Below are 19,838 nucleotides of genomic sequence, written 5' to 3' on the forward strand. Positions count from 1 at the left end.
GCGTGCCGCATCCGCCGTCCAGGACGCGGCGCACCGCCGCGACGACTGTCCGGCACCGCACCGACGGCGTCCTTGCGCACCGTCGGCCCGCGGGATAGAAGGAGGGATGAGGAGCGCTCGTTCGCATCCGCGGGTCCCTCCGCTGGTGGAGCCCCGCGGCGGGACCCGGCGGGACCGCCGCGGCCGGGGGTTCCGCGGACCGGTGGCGCTGCCCGGCCCGCTCTCGCCCGAGGGTGTCCCAGGTGCGTGGGACCGCCGGGCACAGTTCGACACCGCCGTCCTCGGAGCGATCGCCCGCCTGCGGACCCGGCACTCGTCGGCGCTCGAGCAGGTCGACGTCGCGGTCGAGGACGTCCCGGTGCTGCCACGGCGGTGGCGCGAGGAGGTGCCGCTCGGAACGGTCGTCGCCGACCGCGGGCGGCCGCGCGTCGTCCTCTTCCGTCAGCCCGTCCAGCACCGGACGTCCTCGCGAGCAGAGCTCGACGACCTGGTGCTGAGCGTGCTCGTCGACCAGCTCGCGGCGTTCTGGCAGGTCGACCCCGACGAGGTCGACCCGCGCGCCTGACCGGTCAGGGCGCCCCGGCCCGCACGACAGGAGCCGCCTCACGGACCGGCGCGGCATTCAACGGCGTGACGGCGAGCCCGCCGCCGGTGTACGAGGCGGCCGCCCGCACCGAGCCGCTGGTCGTCTCGATCGTCAGGTACGACACCTTGCCGGCGGCGACACCGACGCCGCCGGAGCCGAACGGATCGAGCGACGTCGTCGTCCCTGCCGGCGCCTTGACGTCGGCCGTGCCGAGCTCGGAGCCGTCCTCCGCGTGAGCGGTCACCGTCAGCCCCGCAGGACGGTCGCCGTCGGCGCTCACCACGAGCGCGGAGCCGCCGGGTCGCAACGACGAGCCGATCTGGACGGGCATCGCCGCGGTCCCCAGCCACGGCACCGCGGCGACGGAGTAGGCGTGGTCCCGCCCGGAGCGGGTGCGGACCGACGCGGTGACGGGAACGTCCGAGGCGAGTCGCACCGCGTACGCCCGAGGGCTGATGTCGGCGGGAAGCGTCACCGAGGTCACCGACTGGGGAGCGGCGTCGACGGACTCCAGGCCCGAGGGGGTGAAGACGCCGTCGTTCGTCGCGATCGAGAGGCCCACCGTGGCCGTCCGGTCCGAGGGGTTGGCGATCAGCAGCGTCCGCGAGCCACGCTGCGCCGGCACTCCGGCCACGGTCTGGTCGGTCGCGGGAAGCGCCGATCCGGGAAGGAACTCGCTGCCCGGAGAAGCACCCGCCGCGATGTCGACCGCGCCGACGGCCACCGCTCCCCGGCGGACGACCGCGCGGACGGCGAGCTCGGAGTCGTCCGAGGTGAGCTGGGTGAGCCGGAGCACCCGAGCGCTGCCGGCGTCGACCACGATCCCGCGGGTGCCGACCCCCTCGATCGGTCCACCGTCGCCGTACAGGGTCAGGTCCACGACACCCCGCGAGCTCGACGTGTTCGTCAGCACGAGCGCGGTGCTGCGCTGAGGCGTGCTCCCGGCACCGACGAACCAGCGCTCGGGCGCCGGGCGCGGACAGGCCGCCACCGCGAGACCCCCGCCGTCGGCGAGCGACGCCCTGGAGGCCGAGTACGCGACGGTGCCGGGCGCCTGGGCGCCCGCGGCGTCGACGAGGACGGCGCGGGTCCCACGTCCGGCCGACGCCGTCGCCCACGTCCCGCGCGGCGCATCGGCGAGGCCGGCGACAGGGTCGTCCCCGGGGAGCCGCACGACCGTGCGTGATCCACCGTCGCGCTTCTCACCCGGGAGGGAGGCGACCGCGACGGTGGTCGGCGAGGCGGTACGGGACTGGAGGAAGGCCGGGCACCCGTACGTGAGCGCGCTGACACGCTGCTCCGACGGCGGCTCGGGGGACTCCCCCGACGACGCGGTACGGATCTCCCCGACGACCAGCAGCAGCGCCGCGACGACGATCGCCCCGATCACCAGCCGTCCCGACTGTGCACCGAGGGCGAGTGCCGCCGAGGTGGTCTCGACGACCTGGTCCTTGACGCGGCGGCCGCCGGCCTTGCGCTTGGACTTCCGCGGGCTCATCGCACCTCCCTCGTTCGTCCGGGCGCCGCCGCGATGACGACGACGACGAGAAGACCCAGCTGGACCCACGCGATCAGCGGACGGGTGGCGGAGTCCGGGAGGGCCCGCGGCTCCCCCGTCGTCGTGAAGGTCCAGACCCGTGAGCCCTCGGGCCCTCCGGAGGGCTCGAGCCCTGGTGCGACCTCGAGTGCGTCGACGAGGTCGGGATCGGCCGGCGCGGGGACGTAGATCGCCTCGATGCCGTACGCGCCGAGCCGCTCGAGCACACCGGTCGACGGGTTGGACAAGAGCTGTCGCACGTCGGCGTCGAGGGGACCGAAGGCCTCCGGTCCCGGCAGCACCGCCTCGTCACCGAGCCGCATCCCGTCGCCGGAGTAGACCTGCTGGGTCACGCCTTCCTCGCGCGACCCGCTCAGGACGAGCGTGGAGGCGCCGTCCTTCGCCCGGGACGCCAGATACGCGGGGACCTGGTCGACCGCACCGCGTTCGAGGGGGTCGTCGACGCCGCGTACCACCCACCACCCGGTCGCGAGGAGCGGTCCGGCGATCGCGAGCGCGGTGCCGACCGCGAGGACCCGCCGGCGCAACGGCCGGCCGGACCAGCGGTCGCTCAGCCCGTCGGCCGCCATGCCCGCTGCGGCGGCGAGGGCGGCGACCCACAGCGTCGCGGGGACACCGACCCAGGCCGGGCCGGTCGAGATGCCGTCGGTGAAGCGCGACCCGGCCCCCAGGCTCGCCCACGCCAGCCCCCACAGGCCCGCGGCCCACGCGACGAGGACGGGACCGCGACGCTCGCTACGAAGAAGGGCGAGGAGGCCGAGGACGACCAGCGCGCCCGTTGCGTAGGTTGCGGCGCCGGGACCGCCGGCGTGCCCGAGCGCGAGCTGCCACGTCGGGGGGTCGAGCGGACCCACGTGGGCGTCGGCCCGTCCCGCCTCCCACCACCAGGCGCCGGGGTCGAGGGCTCGTCGCCACATCCACGAGCCGAGCAGGAGCCACGGCAGGACGAGCGCGGTGCTGATGCTCGGCCACCCACGGCGACGCAGGAGCAGCGCACCGGCGAGCAGCAGCGGCACGGCGGTCAGCAGGTAGGCCAGCGGCGCGAAGGCGGTCGCCAGCGTGAGCCACAGGCCGAGCCGGAGCCCGTCGGTGACCTTGGGGCGGGTCATCAGCAGGTAGGCCGAGTTCACGATCGCCGGCACGGCGGCCAGGGCGACCACCGTCCCGATGCGGCCCTGCGCGACCGCGCCGGACGTCGCGACGAGCACGCCGTACGTCACTCCCCACCACAACCGCACGCCCGGTGAGACGAACAGCCTCCGGGCGAGGCGGTGCGCGGTGAGCGCGGCGAGGACCGCGCCGGCGAGGACGACGATCGAGACCGCGAGGTCGGCGTTGCCTCCGAGCAGGGTGCCGAGGAGGGCGAGGGGGACCAGGTAGCCCGGAGCCGGCACGTCGCTGCCGATGCTGACGTCGTGGGAGCCGGAGACGAAGAACGACCACCAGTCGCCGGTGCCGTCCGGTGCGGGCAGCAGCGCGCCGCCGGCCAGCAGTCCAGGGCCGATCACCGACCGTGCCGCGACCAGCGAGACGAGGAGGAGGAGCAGGACCGTTGCGGCCCACGGGTGGCGCGACAGGAAGGACCCGCTGACGGGCAGCGCGTCGTCCTCGTCCTCCGGGCGGGCCTCGACCGCTGCGCGACGCCCCGTCATCTCGGGCGCGGGCCCGACCAGCGTGTTGACCAGCTCGCCCACGGCGTCGAGACCGTGGCGGTACGGCATCAGCGGTGGCGGCAGCAGCGTCTCGCGCACGGTCTTCTCGTCGACCCGCGCGGCGGCGTTGCGACGGCGGCGCGCCGAGATCATCGTGGTCGGGCGCGTGTAGACCGTCAGGACTCCGAGGATCTCGTCGACGGCCTCGCGCGGAGCCTTGGCGACGAGGAGCGCGAGCGCCCGCAAGAAGGTGCCGAGGAGCAGCCGCACCGACTGCCACCAGAAACCGGCTCGGCTGGCGTTGGCCAGCAACGTGTAGGTCGCCGCCCGTCTCGCATCGCGCCGTGGGCGCCGGGAGAGAGAGCCTCGGCGCACGCCGGTCGCGCTCGCCTCCACATGGAAGAAGACCGACTTCGGGACCACGCGGACGCGGTAGCCGCGCCGCGCGGCACGCCAGCCGAGGTCGACGTCGTCGAAGTAGAGGGGGAGCTTCGGGTCGAACCCGCCGAGATCGTCGAGGACGCGGCGGCGGACGAGCATGCCGGCCGTGCTGACCGCGAGGACGTCGCGTGGACGGTCGTGCTGGCCCTGGTCCGGCTCACCGCGCTCGAGTCCGGTCTCGCGTGACCCGGTGCCGGTGATCGACACACCGACCTCGAGCAGGCGCTTGAGCGACGGCCACTCGCGGAGCTTCGGCCCGACGATGCCGATGCGCTCGGACTGGGTCGCCTGGTCGAGCAGGTGGGCGAGAGCATCCGGGCCGGGCGACGAGTCGTCGTGGAGCAGCCACACCCACTCGGTCGGCTGGGCGCCGTCGAGGGCGACACGGACGGCGTCACCGAAGCCGGTGCCGGCCGGGGCGGTCCTGATCGATGCGGGGTGCAGGTAACGGGCGAGGATCTCGCGCGTCTCGTCCGTGGAGGCCACGTCGACCGCGACGACCGCGGTCGGGAGGTGGGACAGGGATGCCAGCGAGTCGAGAACCTGAGGGAGCCACCGCGCGCCGTTGCGGCACACGATGACGGCGGTGACGCTGGGGGGCGAGGCGGTCCAGTCACGGGAGGGAACCAAGCCCTCTTCGACGCCTTCGATCATAGGTGGGCGAGTCTAGCCATGACGCCAGAGCGCTCACCGGGCCGGTCCAGCCCTGGCGCGACGGCGCTCGCCGGGCGTCGTCCGCGGGCCGGTCGTGGACCGGCCCCGCGGCGACTTAGATCGCGTGCTTCTTGAGCTTGCGACGCTCGCGCTCGGAGAGTCCGCCCCAGATCCCGAACCGTTCGTCGTTCTGCAGCGCGTACTCGAGGCACTCGCCACGCACGTCGCAGGTCAGGCAGACCCGCTTCGCCTCGCGTGTCGAGCCGCCCTTCTCCGGGAAGAACGCCTCTGGATCGGTCTGCGCACACAGGGCGCGATCCTGCCAGCCCATCTCCTCGGCGTCTGCATGGAAGATGTCCTCCATCAGTCTCGCCTCCTGCCCCTGATAGTCCCCGTGGTCCGTACCGCCCCCGGCCCCGGCGCCAGTCCTCGACCCCTCGTGGACCGTGATCGTGGCTCGTGAGAGTCCCGATCGTGCACCTGAGCCGTCCAAGAGGACGACACTAGTGAAATTACAAGCCTGTCAATACCCATCCGTCAAGCCGAGTAGTGCTAATGCGAAGGCCCGCACCATCGGTGGTACGGGCCTTCGTCAAGCTCCGAGATGGATCAGGAGCCGCTTCCGGGCGTCCACCAGGACGAGGAACGAGGCTCGTCGCCACCGTCCTCGCCGTCGGTCGGCTTGTCCGACGACTCGCCAGTCGACGTCCCTGCCTCGTACGTCGCGTCCTTCTCGGGAACAGCATCGAACGTGGCGTTTCCGAGGCGTGCGACCGGCTGATCGCCCTCGGGCTCAGTCGTGGGAGCGGACCAACCCGTCGAGGGGGACGAGCTGCCCCATCCGCCACCCTCGCCCTGCCACGTCGGCTGGGCAGGCTGCTCAGGCGGCGTATAGGACTGCTGCTCGGGCTGCGGCGGCTGCGGCGGCTGCGGCCAGGTCGATCCGTACTCGCTGGGCGGCTGCCACGTCGGCTGCTCGGTCGCCGGCTGTGCCCACGTGCTCGGGATCGGCTGCTCGGGCGGCGACCACTGCGAGTCACGCCCCCATCCGGCGTCCGGTGCGCTGCTTCCCCAGTCGGCGTTCGGCTGCTGCTCGGGCGGCTGCGCCCCCCACGCCGAGGCCGGCTGCTCCTGGCCCGGGCTCTGCGACCGTAGATCGGTCGAGGGCTCCTCAGCCGGCGGGGTCCACACCGCCGTGGACTGCTCGGCCGGCTCCTCGGGGGCGGGCGCCTCGGGCGCCGGGTACGAGGGGGTGCCCCACGAGGGCGAGTGCTGCGCGGCCTCGGCCGCACCGTAGCCGGCGGCGGCACCTGCCGCGCCCGCTCCGTACCCCTGCCAGCTCTGCTGCTGCGGCTGAGGCGCCTGCGGGCTCTGCTGCTGCGGGAGGCCCTGCTGCGGCCAGCCACCCTGGTCGGCCCACTGCTGAGGCTGCGGCTGCGGCTGCTGCTGCGCGGGCCAGCCCTGCTGGCCGCCCTGAGGCTGCCCCCACGGCCCCTGCTGCTGGCCGCCCCACGCCTGCTGGTGCTTCGGCGCGCGCGCCGGAGCAGGCAGCTCGCGGAGAAGGGTGACGGCAGCGAAGATCACGAGGCCGTTGAGCGCCAGTGTCGCCAGCACGAGGATCGTGAAGGACGCCTTGTTGGGGTAGAGGTCCTCGCTGAGCGCCTTGATGAGCCCCCACAGGCCGAGCGCGATGCTCACCCCGAGCACCGCGATCGCGGCGATCGTGATCGTGCGCGCTCCCGAGCTCAGGTCGTCCTTGCGCGGTGCGGCGATCGCGACGGCGAGGGCGGTGACCAGCACGAGGCCCGGGTTGAGGGCGGCGTTCGCCCAGGAACCCCAGCCGCGGTCGTCGAGCAGCGCGATGAAGTGCGCCAGCAACGTCGCGGCAACGATCCCCAGCAACGCGTACGAGAAGATGTCGCGGTACTTGCGTAGTGAGTCGAACACAGATCCCCATCTCCTGGATCGGGCGCAGGGTCGTGCCCTGGCCCAACGAACGGACCTACCCTACGCACGAGACAGTCCATTCGTCCGGCCGGGAGTGCGTCGGATCAGGACCGGACAGGGAGAATGTCCGCATGAGGATCACCGTTCTGTCCGGAGGTATCGGCGGCGCCGCGTTCGTCCGCGGCCTGCTCGACGAGGTAGGCGACGAGGCCGAGGTCACCGTCGTCGGCAACACCGCCGACGACCTGTGGCTCTTCGGACTGAAGGTCTGCCCCGACCTCGACACGCTGATGTACACCCTCGGCGGCGGGATCGACGAGGAGCGCCGCTGGGGCCGGTCCGACGAGACCTGGAGCGTCAAGGAGGAGCTCGCCGCGTACGGCGCGCAACCCACCTGGTTCGGGCTCGGCGACCGTGACGTCGCCACCCACCTCGTGCGTACGCAGATGCTGCAGGCGGGCTACCCGCTCAGCGACGTCACCCGCGCGCTCTGCGTGCGGTGGCAACCCGGTGTCACGCTGCTCCCCATGACCGACGACCGGGTGGAGACCCACGTCGTCGTCGAGAACGAGGGTCAGCGCCGCGCGATCCACTTCCAGGAGTACTGGGTGCGCCTCCGAGCCGCCGTACCCGCCCACGACGTCGTCATGATCGGCATCGAGGAGGCCAAGCCCGCCCCCGGTGTGATCGAGGCGGTCATGGACGCCGACGTGGTCCTTGTCCCGCCGTCGAACCCCGTCGTGTCGGTGGGGCCGATCCTCGCCGTGGCCGGTGTCTCGGACGCGCTCCGGACCACCCGTGCCCCCGTGATCGGTATCTCCCCCATCATCGCCGGCGGTGCGGTGCGAGGCATGGCCGACCAGCTGCTCACCGCGCTCGGCGTCGGTGTGAGCGCCGGCGCCGTGGGGGTCCGCTACGGCGCCCGTAAGACCGGTGGCGTGCTCGACGGCTGGCTCGTCGACACCGGTGACGCCGACCAGCTCGGCCCGCTCGAGGAGGCAGGCCTCGTCGCCCGCGCGGTGCCGCTCTACATGTCCGACGCCGAGACCACCCGCACGCTCGCCGCCGACGCGCTCGCTCTCGCACGTGAGGTCGGCGTCGCCCGATGAGCCTCACGCTGTGGCCGGTCACCGGCGTGCGCGAGGTGCGGCCGGGCGACGACCTCGTCGACCTCCTCCTCGGCCGTCTCGACGAGCCGCTCCGCGACGGTGACGTCGTCGTGGTGACGAGCAAGGTCGTCAGCAAGGCACTCGGCCTCGTGACGACCGGGGACCGCGAGACCGTGATCGATCGCGAGACCGTCCGCGTGGTCGCGCGCCGCGGTCCGACCCGCATCGTGCGCAACCGCGCGGGCCTCACGATGGCCGCGGCCGGCGTCGACGCCAGCAACACCACGCCGGGCACGGTCCTGACACTGCCGGACGACCCCGACGCGACGGCGTACGACCTCTGGCGGGCGCTCCGGCGGCGGGCAGGGGTGGAGATCGGCCTGGTGCTCTCCGACACCGCGGGCCGGGCCTGGCGGCGCGGGCAGACCGACATCGCGATCGGGAGCGCGGGTCTGAAGGTGATGAACGCGCTGTCGGGTACGCAGGACTCCTACGGCAACGCCCTGCACGTGACCGAGCCCGCGGTCGCCGACGAGATCGCCGGCGCGGCGGAGCTGGTCGCCGGGAAGACGAGCAACACCCCGTTCGTGGTCGTCCGCGGCCTCCCGCGTCACTGGGTCGGGGACCACTGGACGACGGCCGGCACCGGGGCGCGCGACCTCCTTCGCCCCGAGGACGAGGACCTTTTCGGCCTGGGCGCCCGTGACGCGGTCGAGGCGGTGCTGACCGAGAGTCGGCCCGCGGGCTTCTCCCCCGCCGGCGACGGCGCGGCCGACCGCGTCCACGAGCTCGCGGCCCCCGACGAGGACCTTGTCGCCGTCACGCACGCCGAGGGCACCTTCCACGTGACGCCCCTCGGTGGCGGCGCGGCCGCCATGGTCGAGGCCGGACGTGTCGCCGAGCGCCTGCGCATCGGTGCCGCCGCGTACCGTCTGGAGGTCGAGGTCGAGGTGAGGACCACGCTCACCGCGGGCCGTTAAGGTGGCTGCGTGACCATCGCCGACCTCCTCACGAGTGCCGCTCGAGCCGATCCGTCACGGCCCGTGGTGACGTTCTACGACCTCGAGACCGGTGAGCGCACCGAGCTGAGCCTGACGACCACGATGAACTGGGTGGCCAAGACGGCGAACATGCTGCAGGACACCCTGGGTGCCGACGACGAGAGCACCGTCGGGGTGCTCCTCCCGATCCACTGGGAGACCGTCGTGTGGCTGCTCGCGGTCTGGGTGGTCGGGTCTGCGGTCAGCCTCGAGCCCGGCCACCCCGTCGTGGTCGTCGACCCGGCGACGCTCGAGGTGGCCGGCGACGCCGACGACATCGTCGCGCTGTCGCTGCGTCCTCTCGGGGGCCGTTTCACGTCACCGCTGCCGCCAGGGGTGATCGACTACAACGCTGACGTGGGCGGGCACGGCGACCGGTTCACTGCGTACTACCCGCCGCGCAGCTCCTCCGTCGCGGTTCGCGACGCCGACGGCATCGTCACGCACGCCGACCTGGTCGCCGACTCCGCCGACCGCTACCCCGACGGCGCCCGCGTGCTGCTGGTGGGAGACCGCGACACCGCGGCGTTGATGCCCGCGATCCTCGGGGCCCTTCACGCCAAGGGCTCCCTGGTGCTCGTTCGCTCGCGCTCGCCGGAGTCCGACGCCGACCGCATCGCGGCGATCGCCGAGACCGAGCGGGTCACCGTCGGCTGACAGGCACGCAGGCCACCGGGCCGACCGACGCGTGATCGTCAGCAGGCGTCCGCCAGGTCCTCGGCCTGGTTCGCCCGGGCCGCTCGCTCGGCAGCAGGGTCGCCCCCGGTCTTCGTCACCGCTGGGCGACCGGACGACCCGGCCTTGGTGGCGGAGCCGCCGCCGGACTCGCCGGCCCCGTCCTCGGAGCGCTTCACCGCCTTCGACACCATCTTCCGGATCTTGCCGAAGTCCGGATCACCCGTGTCGACCTGGGGCGGCACCAGAGAGACCGTCGAGATCTTCGCACCCCGCGCCTTGAGCGCGAGGTCGACGAAGGTGTCGAGCTCACCGGCGGGGATGTCGGTGCTGAGCATCCGCTTGCTCGACTCGGCGATGCCCGTCGCCTTGAGCAGCACCGTGTTGGGGTCGAGCTGCTGGAGCATCGCGTTCATCAGGCACTTCTGCCGTGCCATCCGTGAGTAGTCGGAGTTCTGCACGCGGCTGCGGGCGTACCAGAGCGCCTGCTTGCCGTCGAGGACCTGCCTGCCCTTGCGTATCCAGCCGGTGATCGGCGAGCCGATGCCGCCGATGGCGGTGCGCTCGCGGACCCGGACCTTCACCCCACCGACGGCGTCGACGAGGGAGGCGAAGCCCTTCATGTTGACCAGCACGTGATAGCTGATCTCGAGCCCCGTGATCTCCTCGATCGCCGCCTCCGTGGCGGCGATGCCCTCGTGCCCCTTGCCGCCGAAGATCTCGGGGTGGCCGTCGGCCCAGGTGTTCACGCTGTTGAGGTAGCAGCCCTCGCAGTCGAAGCCGTCCGGGAACTCGTCATGCATCGGGAAGCTCTCGGGGAACGGCACGTTGGCCAGGTTGCGCGGCAGGCCCACCAGGACGGTGTCACCGGTCTCGGAGTCGATGCTCGCGATGGTGAGAGAGTCCGGGCGGAGTCCGTCACGGCCCTTGCCGGAGTCTGCACCGAGGAGCAGCACGTTGTAGCGCCCCGCGTCGGTCCCGCTGACCGCCGACGAACCGAAGACCGTGGTGATGAAGTCCTGCTGGACGGCCATCAGGTTGGAGGCGACGAACAGCGCGCCGGCGGTCACGAAGCACAGCACGCCGCTGACTCCGCTCAGCGCGAGCCTCTGGCGACGCTCCAGCCGCAGCGGTGCCCCGAGTCGCCAGGCGTCGGCGAAGAGCGCCACCCACGCGAGCGCGAGGATGATCAGGCCGAACCGCAGCAGCCAGAGGATCCCCGACGAGGTGAGCAGCCAGATGATGATCCCGCGGTCGAGCAGCCCCAGCAGCACCGCGATCACCACGACACCCCAGACCGCTCCCCAGACCCGCAGCGCGAGCAGCCCGATCCTGCGATGGCCGGCGACGACCTGGGCCGAGCCCGGAGCGACCAGCGTCATGAGCATCAACGAGAGTGCGCGACGGAAGCGGATGCGGGCCGATTGCTCCTCGGCCTGCGTCCGCCCGTAGGCATCTGCGTAGTCGGACATGTACCCCCATGACGTCTCTGTCGTGCTGCGCCGGCCCCGAGTGGACGCCACGCCAGTATCACCACCGGAGGGTGGCGTCCCGGGGCGACGCGCCGACACGTCGGCGGGTCGAACGACCTGTCCGGTACCTTCGACCGCATGCCCGATCGAGATCCGCGCCGCGGTGACGGCGACGACTTCGACTGGCTCTACGGCCCTGGCGACGACGCCACGCGGGTCGTCGGAGGCCCGTCGTCGCAACCGTACGGTGGCCCGCCGTACGGTCCTCCGCACCAGCAGCCGCACCCCGGCCAGCCGCAGCAGCGGCCGTCGGACCTGCCCCCGATGCAGTTCCCCGACGAGCGCCGGCCGGCCGCCACGCCGCGCCGCTCGGGCGGAGGCGGAGGCGCGGGCCGCCGGTGGCTCCGGCCGCGTCGGATCATCCCCCTGCTCCTGGTGGCTTGGCTGATCTTCCTGATCGCGGTGCCCGTGTGGGCGTGGGGAAAGATCGAGAAGGTCGATGCCACGCCGGGTGGTGAGCGTCCCGCCGACCAGCCGGGCACGACCTACCTGCTCGTCGGCTCGGACAGCCGTGAAGGGCTGACCAAGGCCCAGCGCAAGAAGCTCGCGACCGGCAACGCCGAAGGACGGCGTACCGACACGATCATGATGATGCACGTCGGTGGCGGACCGACGACGCTCGTCTCCATCCCGCGCGACTCCATCGTCCCGATCCCCGGCCACGGCCGTACCAAGATCAACGCGGCGTACGCGTACGGCGGGCCCAAGCTGCTCGTCGAGACTCTGGAGCAGTCCACCGGCGTCCGTATCGACGACTACGTCGAGATCGGTTTCGGCGGCTTCGTCAACATGGTCGACGCCGTCGGTGGCGTCGAGATCTGCCCGAAGCAGGGGATCAAGGACAAGGACGCCGGCCTCAAGCTCAAGAAGGGCTGCCAGGAGGTCGACGGCGCGCAGGCCCTCGGGTACGCCCGCTCGCGCCACTCGTACGCGACGCAGGACCTCCAGCGGGTCCAGTCCCAGCGCGAGGTGCTCGGCGCGATCGCGGGCGAGGTGAAGTCGCCGTCGACGTTCTTGAACCCGTTCCGGTACGCCGGCGTCGTGACGGCAGCGACCGACTCGCTGCGGATCGGCGACAACGTCGGTCCGATCTCGCTGGGCCGGTTCGCATGGAGCCTGTCGGCGGCGATGGGCGGCTCGGGTCACAACTGCACGGTCCCGATCGCCGACGCCTCGGTCCGGTGGGACAAGAAGCGGGCGCTCGAGCTGTTCGGCTACATCAAGGCCGGCGAGACCGACAAGATCACCAAGGCCGTTTGTACCAAGGATGGTCTACCCGCGCGCTGACCCCGTCCGGTCTCTGCTAGGTTCAGCGCCATTCTTCGGCGTGGGCAGCGATGCCTCGAACTGATCGGAAACCGCTGTGGCGCGTCGTGTTGTCGTGGGGTTGGTTGCTGCTGCCGTGCTGGTGGCGTCCGGAGCGGGGCAGGTTCCTGCAGGGGCGGCGGAGACGGCGGTGTCCGGCTCAGCGCCGCCGGTTCTGACCTCCCCGGCTGCGGAGACGGAGGTCGGCGGGACGGCCGAGCTCGCCGCGACGTCGGAGTCGCCGTACGTGGTCTTCGAGCTGGCGACGTCGGCAAGCTCGTCGTGGATCGTCCGGCGCACGCCGGTGGCTGCCGGCGCGGACGGCATCTTCCGCGGCACCCTGCCGACAGCCGGGCTCCCCCCACGGTTCGTCGCATGGGTCCGGGCATGCTCCGATGCGAGCCTGGAGTCGTGCACCACCGCCAGCGAGGCCGTCCCGGTGCTGGGGCTGCGGCCGACGCTCACACCGACCAAGCCGTTGCCGTCGGTGATCGACCCGTCGGTCATCAAGCGGGTCTCGCTGCGGGTCACAGGTCTCGGGGGGTTCCCGGCGACGGTCGACGGCGGCGTCAGGAGCAGGCAGGTCCGTGACGGCGACGTGATCGATGTCGACATCCCGAGCACATCGAGTGTCGACGTCTACGTCTCGCTGCAGCAGTGCAGTCCGCTCAATGCGGCGGTGTGCGAGGGAGCGGGCCTCTCCCTCAGGGTTCGCAAGGAACCGGACATCACCCTGTCGAGTCCGGGGCCGATGCTGCTGAGCCAGAACGGCGACGGCCTGTGGGAGACCGCGACCAGCCACGTGAGCCTGGACTCCCGTACTCCGCTCACTGCCCGCTGGCGGATCATCTCGACTGCCGGTGCCACGGTTGCCGGCCCGTACGAGTTCACCGCCGACGAGATCCGGGCGGGACAATTCGGCGGAAACTGGGCGGGGACCAATTTGCGCGTCCTGATCGACCCGAAGGCACGTCTGGGTCGTCCTCTGCCGGCCGGTGAGTACCGGTTCGAGGTCGAGGTCACCGCGACGGCCACCGACTTCACGAAGTCCGCCCGCAAGAGCGTGCCGCTGTTCGTGAGCAACGCCGCGAAGATCACGAGCTTGACGCCGACGACGCCCTTCTTCTACCCGTTCGCTGGCGTCGGCCCTGGCTCCGGGGTGCCGACCGTGATGAGGTTCAGCCCTGCGCTCGACCCCATCGAGGCGAGGTACGGCGACATCCGCTACAGGATCCTCGCGAGCAACGGCAAACCCCTGGGCGGCAGCACGCCGCTCCTGGGTATCGCGGGTGCGTTGGAGTGGAACGGTCGCTACTGGAAGGACGGCGTGGCGACCGTGGCGCCCAGTGGACGCTACCGGCTCGAGCTCGTGAGAACGCGGAACTGCACCCACACCGGATGCGAGTACGTGTACGGGCCGGTTTCGGCTCCGTTCACGGTCCGCGCCACCCCGCCAAAGCTCATCAAGACGACGGTGAGAGCCTCCGCGCGCTCCACGTTGAAGCGCACCCTGGTGAAGCGGAACGCCCGCGTCAAGCGCGCCAGGCATGGCAACGTGCGATTCGTGCGGAAGGCGGGAGGGCGGGGACTGGGACGCGTGACGACCCTGCACTCGTTGCGGATCCCTGGCGACCGCAACCGTGATCTCTGGTTCGCCGCTCGTGTGCGTCTGCGAGGCACCTGGGGCACGCAGAACGACATCAGGATCGCCGTCGTCACGCCACGAGGGCGGACCCTCCCCTTCCGCCATCTCCCCAGCACGCGACGCCACCTCGCCTTCGATGCCGCTGAGCGGGAGGTCGGCGCCGACGGGCGCCTGCGGCTCAAGGTCATCTGGAAGGGCAAGAAGCCCGTCCGGTTGGACCAGTTCGTGGTCACCTACCGCAAGTACGACCTCAGGTCGTGAGCTGAGGCAGGTGGGCACGGGCCGAGACCCGTGCCCACCCGTCTGGGCGGTGGGTTCACTCTTCGACGTCAGAGAGCAGGAACTCGACACCACCGGTGGCGAAGTCGAAGGCGTCGCGTGCGACGGCTACGCCGTTCTCGTGCTCGAAGGCAGCGACGGCCGTGTCGTAGTCGGCGAAGTACAGGTCGGCAGTGCGCCACCGCGGCCGCGGGGTGCCGTCGTCCTTGGGGAAGACCTTGCCGTACTCCGCGCGCAGGAGATCCGGGACCTGTGACACGAGCTCCTTGTGCGCCTTGTAGCGGCGCTCGAACTCCTCTTCGTCGACCGGGTTGGCGTAGATCATGGTGAGCTTGGCGGTCATGGTGTCCTTCTTTCTTCGATGGGATGGATCGGGCTCGTCACGTCGAGCGACGTGCCGCTGACGGACGCGGGGCTCACCTCGCGGCTCGTTCGATGACGTCGGTCACGACGCCGGGGCGGCTGAGCATGACCGCGTGAGAGGCGTCGACCTCGGTGACGTGGGCACCGGCGCGGCCGACCATCATGCGCTGGAGGGCGGGGTCGATGGCGTGGTCACGGCGGGTCAGGAGGGCCCAGGAGGGGATGGTGCGGTAGCCCTCGACGACGCTGGCGTCGGTGACGGTCGCGGAGTTCGCGGGCCGCTGCGTGACCGCGAGGTTGGCGGCGGTCGTCTTGTCGAGATCGCCGGCGAACACCTCAGGGAACTCGGCCGGGTCGATGGCGACGTCGACACCGCCGGGGACCGGCGTGTAGGTCAGCGGGATGTCCGACCCTTCGGTGAGGCCGGCGATGGTCTCACCCTTGGCGGGGATGAAGGCGGCGATGTACACCAGGGACTTGACGTCGGGCACCGAGGTGGCGGCGTTGGTGATGACGGCGCCACCGTAGGAGTGGCCCACGAGCACCTTGGGTCCCTCGATCGCGGTCAGGTAGCTGCTGAGGTAGGCGGTGTCACTCGTGAGGCCCTGCAGCGGGTTGGCGATGGCCCGGACCGGATAGCCGTCCTTTCGCAGCCGCTTGATGACCGGATTCCAGCTGGAGGAGTCCGCCCACGCGCCGTGGACGAGCACGATCGTCGGCTTGGGCGACGCGGGGTGCTTCCCGCCCGCGGGTGTGGCGCCGGTCGCCGTCGCCGGCATGGAAGCGGCGAGCAGGGCGGCCGCGGCGGTGCCGATGAGGGCTCCCTTGAGGGTGTGAATACGCATGACAGAGGTTTCCTTCCTGATGGGGTCGTGCTGTCTCCTTCACCCGCCGCGGTCGCGGCGGGACGTTCATCCGGCCGGGCGTTCAGCGGCCGTAGGCTTCGAGCAGCCGGAGCCACACCTCGCTGGTCGTGGGGAAGGCCGGAACCGCGTGCCAGAGCCGGTCCAGCGGGACCTCGCCGACGACCGCGATCGTCGCCGCGTGCAGCAGCTCTGCGACGTCAGGCCCGGCGAGCGTGAAACCGACGATGACCCGTCGCTCCTCGTCGACGACCATGCGCGCCTGGCCGCGGTATCCATCGGCGTGCAGGGCGGAGCCGGTGACGGCGCCCAAGTCCTGGTCGATGACCCGGATCCGCATCCCGGTCGCTGCGGCGGCGGCTGCGGTCAACCCGACCGACGCGATCTCCGGTTCGGTGAAGACCACCTGAGGAACCGCACGTTGATCGGCCGTGGCCACGTGCCGACCCCACTGGTGGTCCTGGACCGGTTCGCCCTTGGCGCGTGCCACGATGACGTCTCCCACGGCTCGGGCCTGGTACTTGCCCTGGTGGGTCAGCAGCACGCGCTGGTTGACGTCACCGGCGGCGTACAGCCAGCCGCCTCCGATCGGTGCGCCGTCGGCGGCGAGGACGCGCAGGGTGTCGTCGACCTCGAGCCACGCGCGCGGAGTCAGACCGACGGCGTCCAGTCCGACGTCCTGAGTATTCGGTACGCGGCCGGTCGCGACGAGGAGCTCGTCGGCTTCGATCTGCTCACCATCGGTGAGACTGATGCGCACCGTTCCGTCGGCCTCGCGCGTCACGGATGTGGCCTCCGTGCCGAGCCGTACCGTCACGCCGGCGTCCCGCAGCGACTCGACGACCAGGTCGCCGGCGAACGGTTCCGCGCGCGGCAGCACGCCGTCACGGACCAGCATCGTCACCGACGCCCCTAGCCCGGCAAACGCGGTCGCCATCTCCGCTGCCACCGCACCGCCGCCGAGGATGGCCAGCCGGTCGGGAACCGCAGCAGCGGCGGCCGCCTCCCGGTTGGTCCACGGTTCGGCCTCGCGCAGACCGGCGATGTCAGGGACCAGTGCGCCGCTCCCGGTGGCGATGACGACCGCGTGGCGTGCGGTCAGCACAGTGGTCGCACCGTCGTCACCGGTCACCTCGACGGTTCGGGTGGAGTTGATCCGTCCCTGCCCGCGGTACAGCGAGATGCCCGCCTGGTCGAGCCAGGACACCTGGTTCTGGTCCTTCCAGTGCGCGGCGAAGGCGTCGCGCCGGCCGAGCACGGCCGCCACGTCCAGGCCGCCCGTCAGCGCTTCCCGCGCTCCGGGCACGTCCCGAGCCGCCCGGAACGCCGCCCCGCTGCGCAGCAGCGCCTTTGTCGGGATGCACGCCCAGTACGAGCACTCACCGCCGACCAGCTCGCGCTCGACGATGGCAGCGCTGAGACCGCCCTGCGTCACGCGGTCCGCAACGTTCTCGCCGACCGGACCTGCGCCGATGATGATGACGTCGTATGTCGTGGTGTCCATGTCAGCTCTCCTGCGCGACGCGGCCGAGGCGCAGGGCTGAGATGAGGAAGAAGACCCCGCCGAGAGCTGCGTAGCCGGCCAGGCCGGCAAGGGACGGGTCATCGGCGCCGGCCGCGAGGATGAACCCAACGCCGACGAGCACCGAGAGGCCGCCGCTGAGGATCATCGGCCACTGGCCCCCCAGGGTGCGGCGCGCGATCCCGACACTGAGCTGCACGAGCCCAGACACGACGGCCCAGGCCCCCCACACGCGCAGGACAGTAGACACGTCCGACGTGCAGGCGAGGGCGATGCCGACGGCGGCGAGCGCGCTCACCGCGATGTTCACGTACAGCCCACGAGCTTGCTCCGCGGCATGGGAGGAGCGAAGGTCGACGACAGCTGCGGCGACATCGAAGGCGGGATAGAGGACGAGCAGGACGACGCTGACCGGGTTGAGGTCGGAGCTGCTGAGGAACAGCAGTGCTGCCCAGACGATGGCGAACCCGAACCTGGCGTAGTACAGCCGACGCAGGCCGTGCTCGAACTGTGAGGTAGTGGGTGAGGCGACGGTGGTCATGACGACCCCTTTCGGAGAGCTCGCGGACGGGTGAGTGCGAGTCAGCCCGTGCCTCGAGCGCCGAGACCGGTGCCCTACGAGCCGACCCTGAGGACCGATCGCGGCGGCGCCCCGAGCGGCGCGTCGTGAGAGACCCCCGTCTCCACCCCTCTCACTGAATAGGTTCTACGTAAAAGTAGCATGGACTGCATTAATTGGCTAGATGCTATTTTTGTCCACATGGAAGGCAGACGCAACAGGAAAAAGAAGCAGACCCGAGATCGGATCCGGGCCTCGGCGCTGGAGCTGTTCACCGCGCACGGCTACAGGAACACCACCATCGCGGCGATCGCCGAACACGCGGACGTCGCGACGCGGACGGTCACGCTGCACTTTCCCACCAAGGCGGACCTGCTGTTCGCCGACGAGGATCCGTTCGCACCGGAGTCGCTGGCTGCCCGCCTCGCCGACCGCACCGGCGACACGCTCGACGCCTTCAGCGTATGGATGCACGACACGATGCACGCCCTCGGCGAAGACGACACGGACCAGGGCCGATCGCCCGGCGAGATGTTCTCCCTGCACGCGAAGCGCGCTGCCCTGATCGCCGAGGACGCGGATCTGAGCAGCCGGGCACAGGTCTTCTACGCCGAGCTCGAGAACGTGATTGCCCAGGCACTCGGGAAGGAGCTGGACATGTCGCCAGATGCGCTCGCCCCCCGCCTCACCGCGTACACGCTGGTGGGCGGCCTGCGCCTGGGCGTCCTACGCCAGGTCTTTGTGGCCGACGAAGCGAGCCGCGAAGAGCTGCCCTCCCTGGTCGACCGCGTGCTCGAGTTCGCGCGCGCCGGCCTGGCCGAGCTGACGACATAGCCGTTCCGCTCGCCGAGACAGACCATCCCCAAGGGCGCAGTGCCCTTGGGGATGGAATGTGCGGATGCCCGGATGTTGACTACAGCTGCGACTGGATCCCGGCGAGGAGCTGACGCGCCATCACGATGCGCTGGACCTGGTTGGTGCCCTCGTAGATCTGCGTGATCTTCGCGTCGCGCATCATCCGCTCGACCGGGTAGTCGCGCGTGAATCCGTAGCCACCGAGCAGCTGCACCGCATCGGTCGTGACCTGCATCGCCGTGTCGGAGGCGAACGCCTTGGCGGCAGCCCCGAAGAACGTGAGGTCCTTATCGCCGCGCTCGCTGCGACCGGCGGCGGCGTACGTGAGCTGGCGGGCCGCCTCCACCTTCATGCCCATGTCGGCGATCATGAACTGCAGCCCCTGGAACTCGGCGATCGCCTTGCCGAACTGCTGGCGCTCCTTGACGTAGCCCAGCGCGTAGTCGAGCGCGCCCTGGGCGACGCCGACGGCCTGTGCCGCGATCGTGACGCGGGTGTGGTCGAGGGTGCGCATCGCCGTGGCGAAGCCGGTGCCCTCCGCGCCGATCATGCGGTCGGCGGGGATGCGGACGTTGTCGAGGTAGACCTCGCGGGTCGGGGAGCCCTTGATGCCGAGCTTCTTCTCCGGCGCCCCGAACGAGACACCCTCGTCGGACTTCTCGACCACGAAGGCGCTGATGCCCTTCGAGCGCTTCGTAGGGTCGGTGACCGCCATGACCGTGTAGAAGTCGGACTCCCCGGCGTTCGTGATCCAACGCTTGACGCCGTTGAGGACCCAGTGGTCACCGTCACGGACGGCACGGGTCTTCATGCCCGCGGCGTCGCTGCCCGCGTCGGGCTCGGACAGCGCGTAGGAGAACATCGACGTGCCAGCGGCCAGCGGCGTGAGGTACTTCTTCTTGAGCTCCTCGCCGCCGGACAGGATCACCGGCAGACTGCCGAGCTTGTTGACGGCGGGGATCAGCGAGGACGACACGCAGGCGCGCGACACCTCTTCGATCACGAGCACGGTCGCGAGGGCGTCGGCCCCAGCGCCGCCGTACTCCTCGCCGACGTGGGGCGCATGGAAGTCCGACGCCACCAACGCGTCGTAGGCCTCCTGAGGAAAGCGCACCTCCTCGTCGACGGCGGCGGCGTACGGGGCGACCTTGGCGTCGCAGACGGCCCGGACGGCCTCGCGGATCGCCTGGTGCTCCTCGGACAGGGCATACATGGGCTGGTCGTTGGTCACCCCTCCATGCTAATGAGTGTTA

Annotated in this window: 17 protein-coding genes; 7 read left to right on the top strand and 10 right to left on the bottom strand. The window is 71.2% G+C overall.

What is annotated here, in order from left to right:
* Nucleotides 1-106: 106 nt before the first annotated feature.
* Nucleotides 107-565, top strand: a complete 459-nt coding sequence (locus KV100_RS05585) for a metallopeptidase family protein (RefSeq protein ID WP_220341881.1) — start codon at nt 107-109, stop codon at nt 563-565.
* 4 nt (nt 566-569) lie between these two features.
* On the opposite strand, the gene KV100_RS05590 is transcribed toward KV100_RS05585, so the two are convergent.
* From KV100_RS05590 to KV100_RS05605, 4 genes are all read right to left on the bottom strand, one after another.
* A complete protein-coding gene (locus tag KV100_RS05590) occupies nt 570-2,084 on the bottom strand; it encodes a DUF5719 family protein (protein ID WP_220341882.1) in 1,515 nt (504 codons plus the stop codon).
* Nucleotides 2,081-4,891: a glycosyltransferase family 2 protein gene (locus KV100_RS05595; protein WP_220341883.1), complete on the bottom strand. Its 2,811-nt coding sequence runs from the start codon at nt 4,889-4,891 to the stop codon at nt 2,081-2,083. Before KV100_RS05595 ends, KV100_RS05590 begins: the two co-directional genes overlap by 4 nt.
* Before the next feature lie 115 nt (nt 4,892-5,006).
* A complete protein-coding gene (locus tag KV100_RS05600; RefSeq protein WP_220341884.1) occupies nt 5,007-5,255 on the bottom strand; it encodes a WhiB family transcriptional regulator in 249 nt (82 codons plus the stop codon).
* A 245-nt stretch (nt 5,256-5,500) separates the two neighbouring features.
* Complete coding sequence (locus KV100_RS05605) at nt 5,501-6,838, bottom strand: hypothetical protein (protein ID WP_220341885.1); 1,338 nt, start codon at nt 6,836-6,838, stop codon at nt 5,501-5,503.
* A 131-nt stretch (nt 6,839-6,969) separates the two neighbouring features.
* On the opposite strand from KV100_RS05605, the gene cofD reads away from it, so the two are divergent.
* Genes cofD through KV100_RS05620 form a run of 3 tightly spaced genes read left to right on the top strand, consistent with a single transcriptional unit; the run spans nt 6,970 to nt 9,644 of the window.
* Nucleotides 6,970-7,947: a 2-phospho-L-lactate transferase gene (cofD, locus tag KV100_RS05610; protein ID WP_220341886.1), complete on the top strand. Its 978-nt coding sequence runs from the start codon at nt 6,970-6,972 to the stop codon at nt 7,945-7,947.
* Nucleotides 7,944-8,927, top strand: a complete 984-nt coding sequence (gene cofE, locus KV100_RS05615) for a coenzyme F420-0:L-glutamate ligase (RefSeq protein ID WP_220341887.1) — start codon at nt 7,944-7,946, stop codon at nt 8,925-8,927. Before cofD ends, cofE begins: the two co-directional genes overlap by 4 nt.
* A gap of 9 nt (nt 8,928-8,936) precedes the next feature.
* Nucleotides 8,937-9,644 carry a TIGR03089 family protein gene (locus KV100_RS05620; protein ID WP_220341888.1) on the top strand — a complete coding sequence of 236 codons (708 nt, stop codon included), beginning with the start codon at nt 8,937-8,939 and terminating at the stop codon, nt 9,642-9,644.
* Between the two features lie 38 nt (nt 9,645-9,682).
* Here KV100_RS05620 and KV100_RS05625 read toward each other — a convergent pair whose 3' ends face one another.
* Entirely contained in the window at nt 9,683-11,134 is a 1,452-nt protein-coding gene (locus KV100_RS05625; RefSeq protein WP_220341889.1) for an LCP family protein, read from the bottom strand.
* Nucleotides 11,135-11,272: 138 nt separating this feature from the next.
* Between KV100_RS05625 and KV100_RS05630 the strand changes: the two genes are divergently transcribed.
* Nucleotides 11,273-12,481, top strand: a complete 1,209-nt coding sequence (locus tag KV100_RS05630) for an LCP family protein (RefSeq protein ID WP_220341890.1) — start codon at nt 11,273-11,275, stop codon at nt 12,479-12,481.
* A 76-nt stretch (nt 12,482-12,557) separates the two neighbouring features.
* On the top strand, nt 12,558-14,405 hold the full coding sequence (locus tag KV100_RS05635) for a hypothetical protein (protein ID WP_220341891.1): 1,848 nt from the start codon (nt 12,558-12,560) through the stop codon (nt 14,403-14,405).
* Between the two features lie 55 nt (nt 14,406-14,460).
* Here the strand turns inward: KV100_RS05635 and KV100_RS05640 are convergent, their stop codons facing one another.
* From KV100_RS05640 to KV100_RS05655, 4 genes are all read right to left on the bottom strand, one after another.
* Entirely contained in the window at nt 14,461-14,766 is a 306-nt protein-coding gene (locus KV100_RS05640) for an EthD family reductase (protein ID WP_220341892.1), read from the bottom strand.
* A 73-nt stretch (nt 14,767-14,839) separates the two neighbouring features.
* Nucleotides 14,840-15,631, bottom strand: a complete 792-nt coding sequence (locus tag KV100_RS05645) for an alpha/beta fold hydrolase (protein WP_220341893.1) — start codon at nt 15,629-15,631, stop codon at nt 14,840-14,842.
* A gap of 82 nt (nt 15,632-15,713) precedes the next feature.
* Nucleotides 15,714-17,153 carry an NAD(P)/FAD-dependent oxidoreductase gene (locus KV100_RS05650; protein WP_220341894.1) on the bottom strand — a complete coding sequence of 480 codons (1,440 nt, stop codon included), beginning with the start codon at nt 17,151-17,153 and terminating at the stop codon, nt 15,714-15,716.
* A gap of 1 nt (nt 17,154) precedes the next feature.
* Nucleotides 17,155-17,712 (bottom strand): hypothetical protein, encoded by a 558-nt coding sequence (locus KV100_RS05655; protein WP_220341895.1) that lies wholly within the window; start codon nt 17,710-17,712, stop codon nt 17,155-17,157.
* A 219-nt stretch (nt 17,713-17,931) separates the two neighbouring features.
* Between KV100_RS05655 and KV100_RS05660 the strand changes: the two genes are divergently transcribed.
* Entirely contained in the window at nt 17,932-18,564 is a 633-nt protein-coding gene (locus KV100_RS05660; protein ID WP_220341896.1) for a TetR/AcrR family transcriptional regulator, read from the top strand.
* Between the two features lie 79 nt (nt 18,565-18,643).
* On the opposite strand, the gene KV100_RS05665 is transcribed toward KV100_RS05660, so the two are convergent.
* Nucleotides 18,644-19,798, bottom strand: coding sequence for an acyl-CoA dehydrogenase family protein (locus KV100_RS05665; RefSeq protein ID WP_220342522.1), 1,155 nt, complete (start codon nt 19,796-19,798; stop codon nt 18,644-18,646).
* Nucleotides 19,799-19,838: the final 40 nt, after the last annotated feature.

This window comes from Mumia sp. zg.B21 (assembly GCF_019550855.1).
Classification (GTDB): domain Bacteria; phylum Actinomycetota; class Actinomycetes; order Propionibacteriales; family Nocardioidaceae; genus Mumia.

Excerpts from the sequence above, each read along its gene's own strand:
- KV100_RS05585 (WP_220341881.1), top strand. The coding sequence starts at position 107 with ATGAGGAGCGCTCGTTCGCATCCGCGGGTCCCTCCGCTGGTGGAGCCC.
- KV100_RS05590 (WP_220341882.1), bottom strand. The coding sequence starts at position 2,084 with ATGAGCCCGCGGAAGTCCAAGCGCAAGGCCGGCGGCCGCCGCGTCAAG.
- KV100_RS05595 (WP_220341883.1), bottom strand. The coding sequence starts at position 4,891 with ATGATCGAAGGCGTCGAAGAGGGCTTGGTTCCCTCCCGTGACTGGACC.
- KV100_RS05600 (WP_220341884.1), bottom strand. The coding sequence starts at position 5,255 with ATGGAGGACATCTTCCATGCAGACGCCGAGGAGATGGGCTGGCAGGAT.
- cofD (WP_220341886.1), top strand. The coding sequence starts at position 6,970 with ATGAGGATCACCGTTCTGTCCGGAGGTATCGGCGGCGCCGCGTTCGTC.
- cofE (WP_220341887.1), top strand. The coding sequence starts at position 7,944 with ATGAGCCTCACGCTGTGGCCGGTCACCGGCGTGCGCGAGGTGCGGCCG.
- KV100_RS05625 (WP_220341889.1), bottom strand. The coding sequence starts at position 11,134 with ATGTCCGACTACGCAGATGCCTACGGGCGGACGCAGGCCGAGGAGCAA.
- KV100_RS05630 (WP_220341890.1), top strand. The coding sequence starts at position 11,273 with ATGCCCGATCGAGATCCGCGCCGCGGTGACGGCGACGACTTCGACTGG.
- KV100_RS05640 (WP_220341892.1), bottom strand. The coding sequence starts at position 14,766 with ATGACCGCCAAGCTCACCATGATCTACGCCAACCCGGTCGACGAAGAG.
- KV100_RS05645 (WP_220341893.1), bottom strand. The coding sequence starts at position 15,631 with ATGCGTATTCACACCCTCAAGGGAGCCCTCATCGGCACCGCCGCGGCC.
- KV100_RS05650 (WP_220341894.1), bottom strand. The coding sequence starts at position 17,153 with ATGGACACCACGACATACGACGTCATCATCATCGGCGCAGGTCCGGTC.
- KV100_RS05655 (WP_220341895.1), bottom strand. The coding sequence starts at position 17,712 with ATGACCACCGTCGCCTCACCCACTACCTCACAGTTCGAGCACGGCCTG.
- KV100_RS05660 (WP_220341896.1), top strand. The coding sequence starts at position 17,932 with ATGGAAGGCAGACGCAACAGGAAAAAGAAGCAGACCCGAGATCGGATC.
- KV100_RS05665 (WP_220342522.1), bottom strand. The coding sequence starts at position 19,798 with ATGTATGCCCTGTCCGAGGAGCACCAGGCGATCCGCGAGGCCGTCCGG.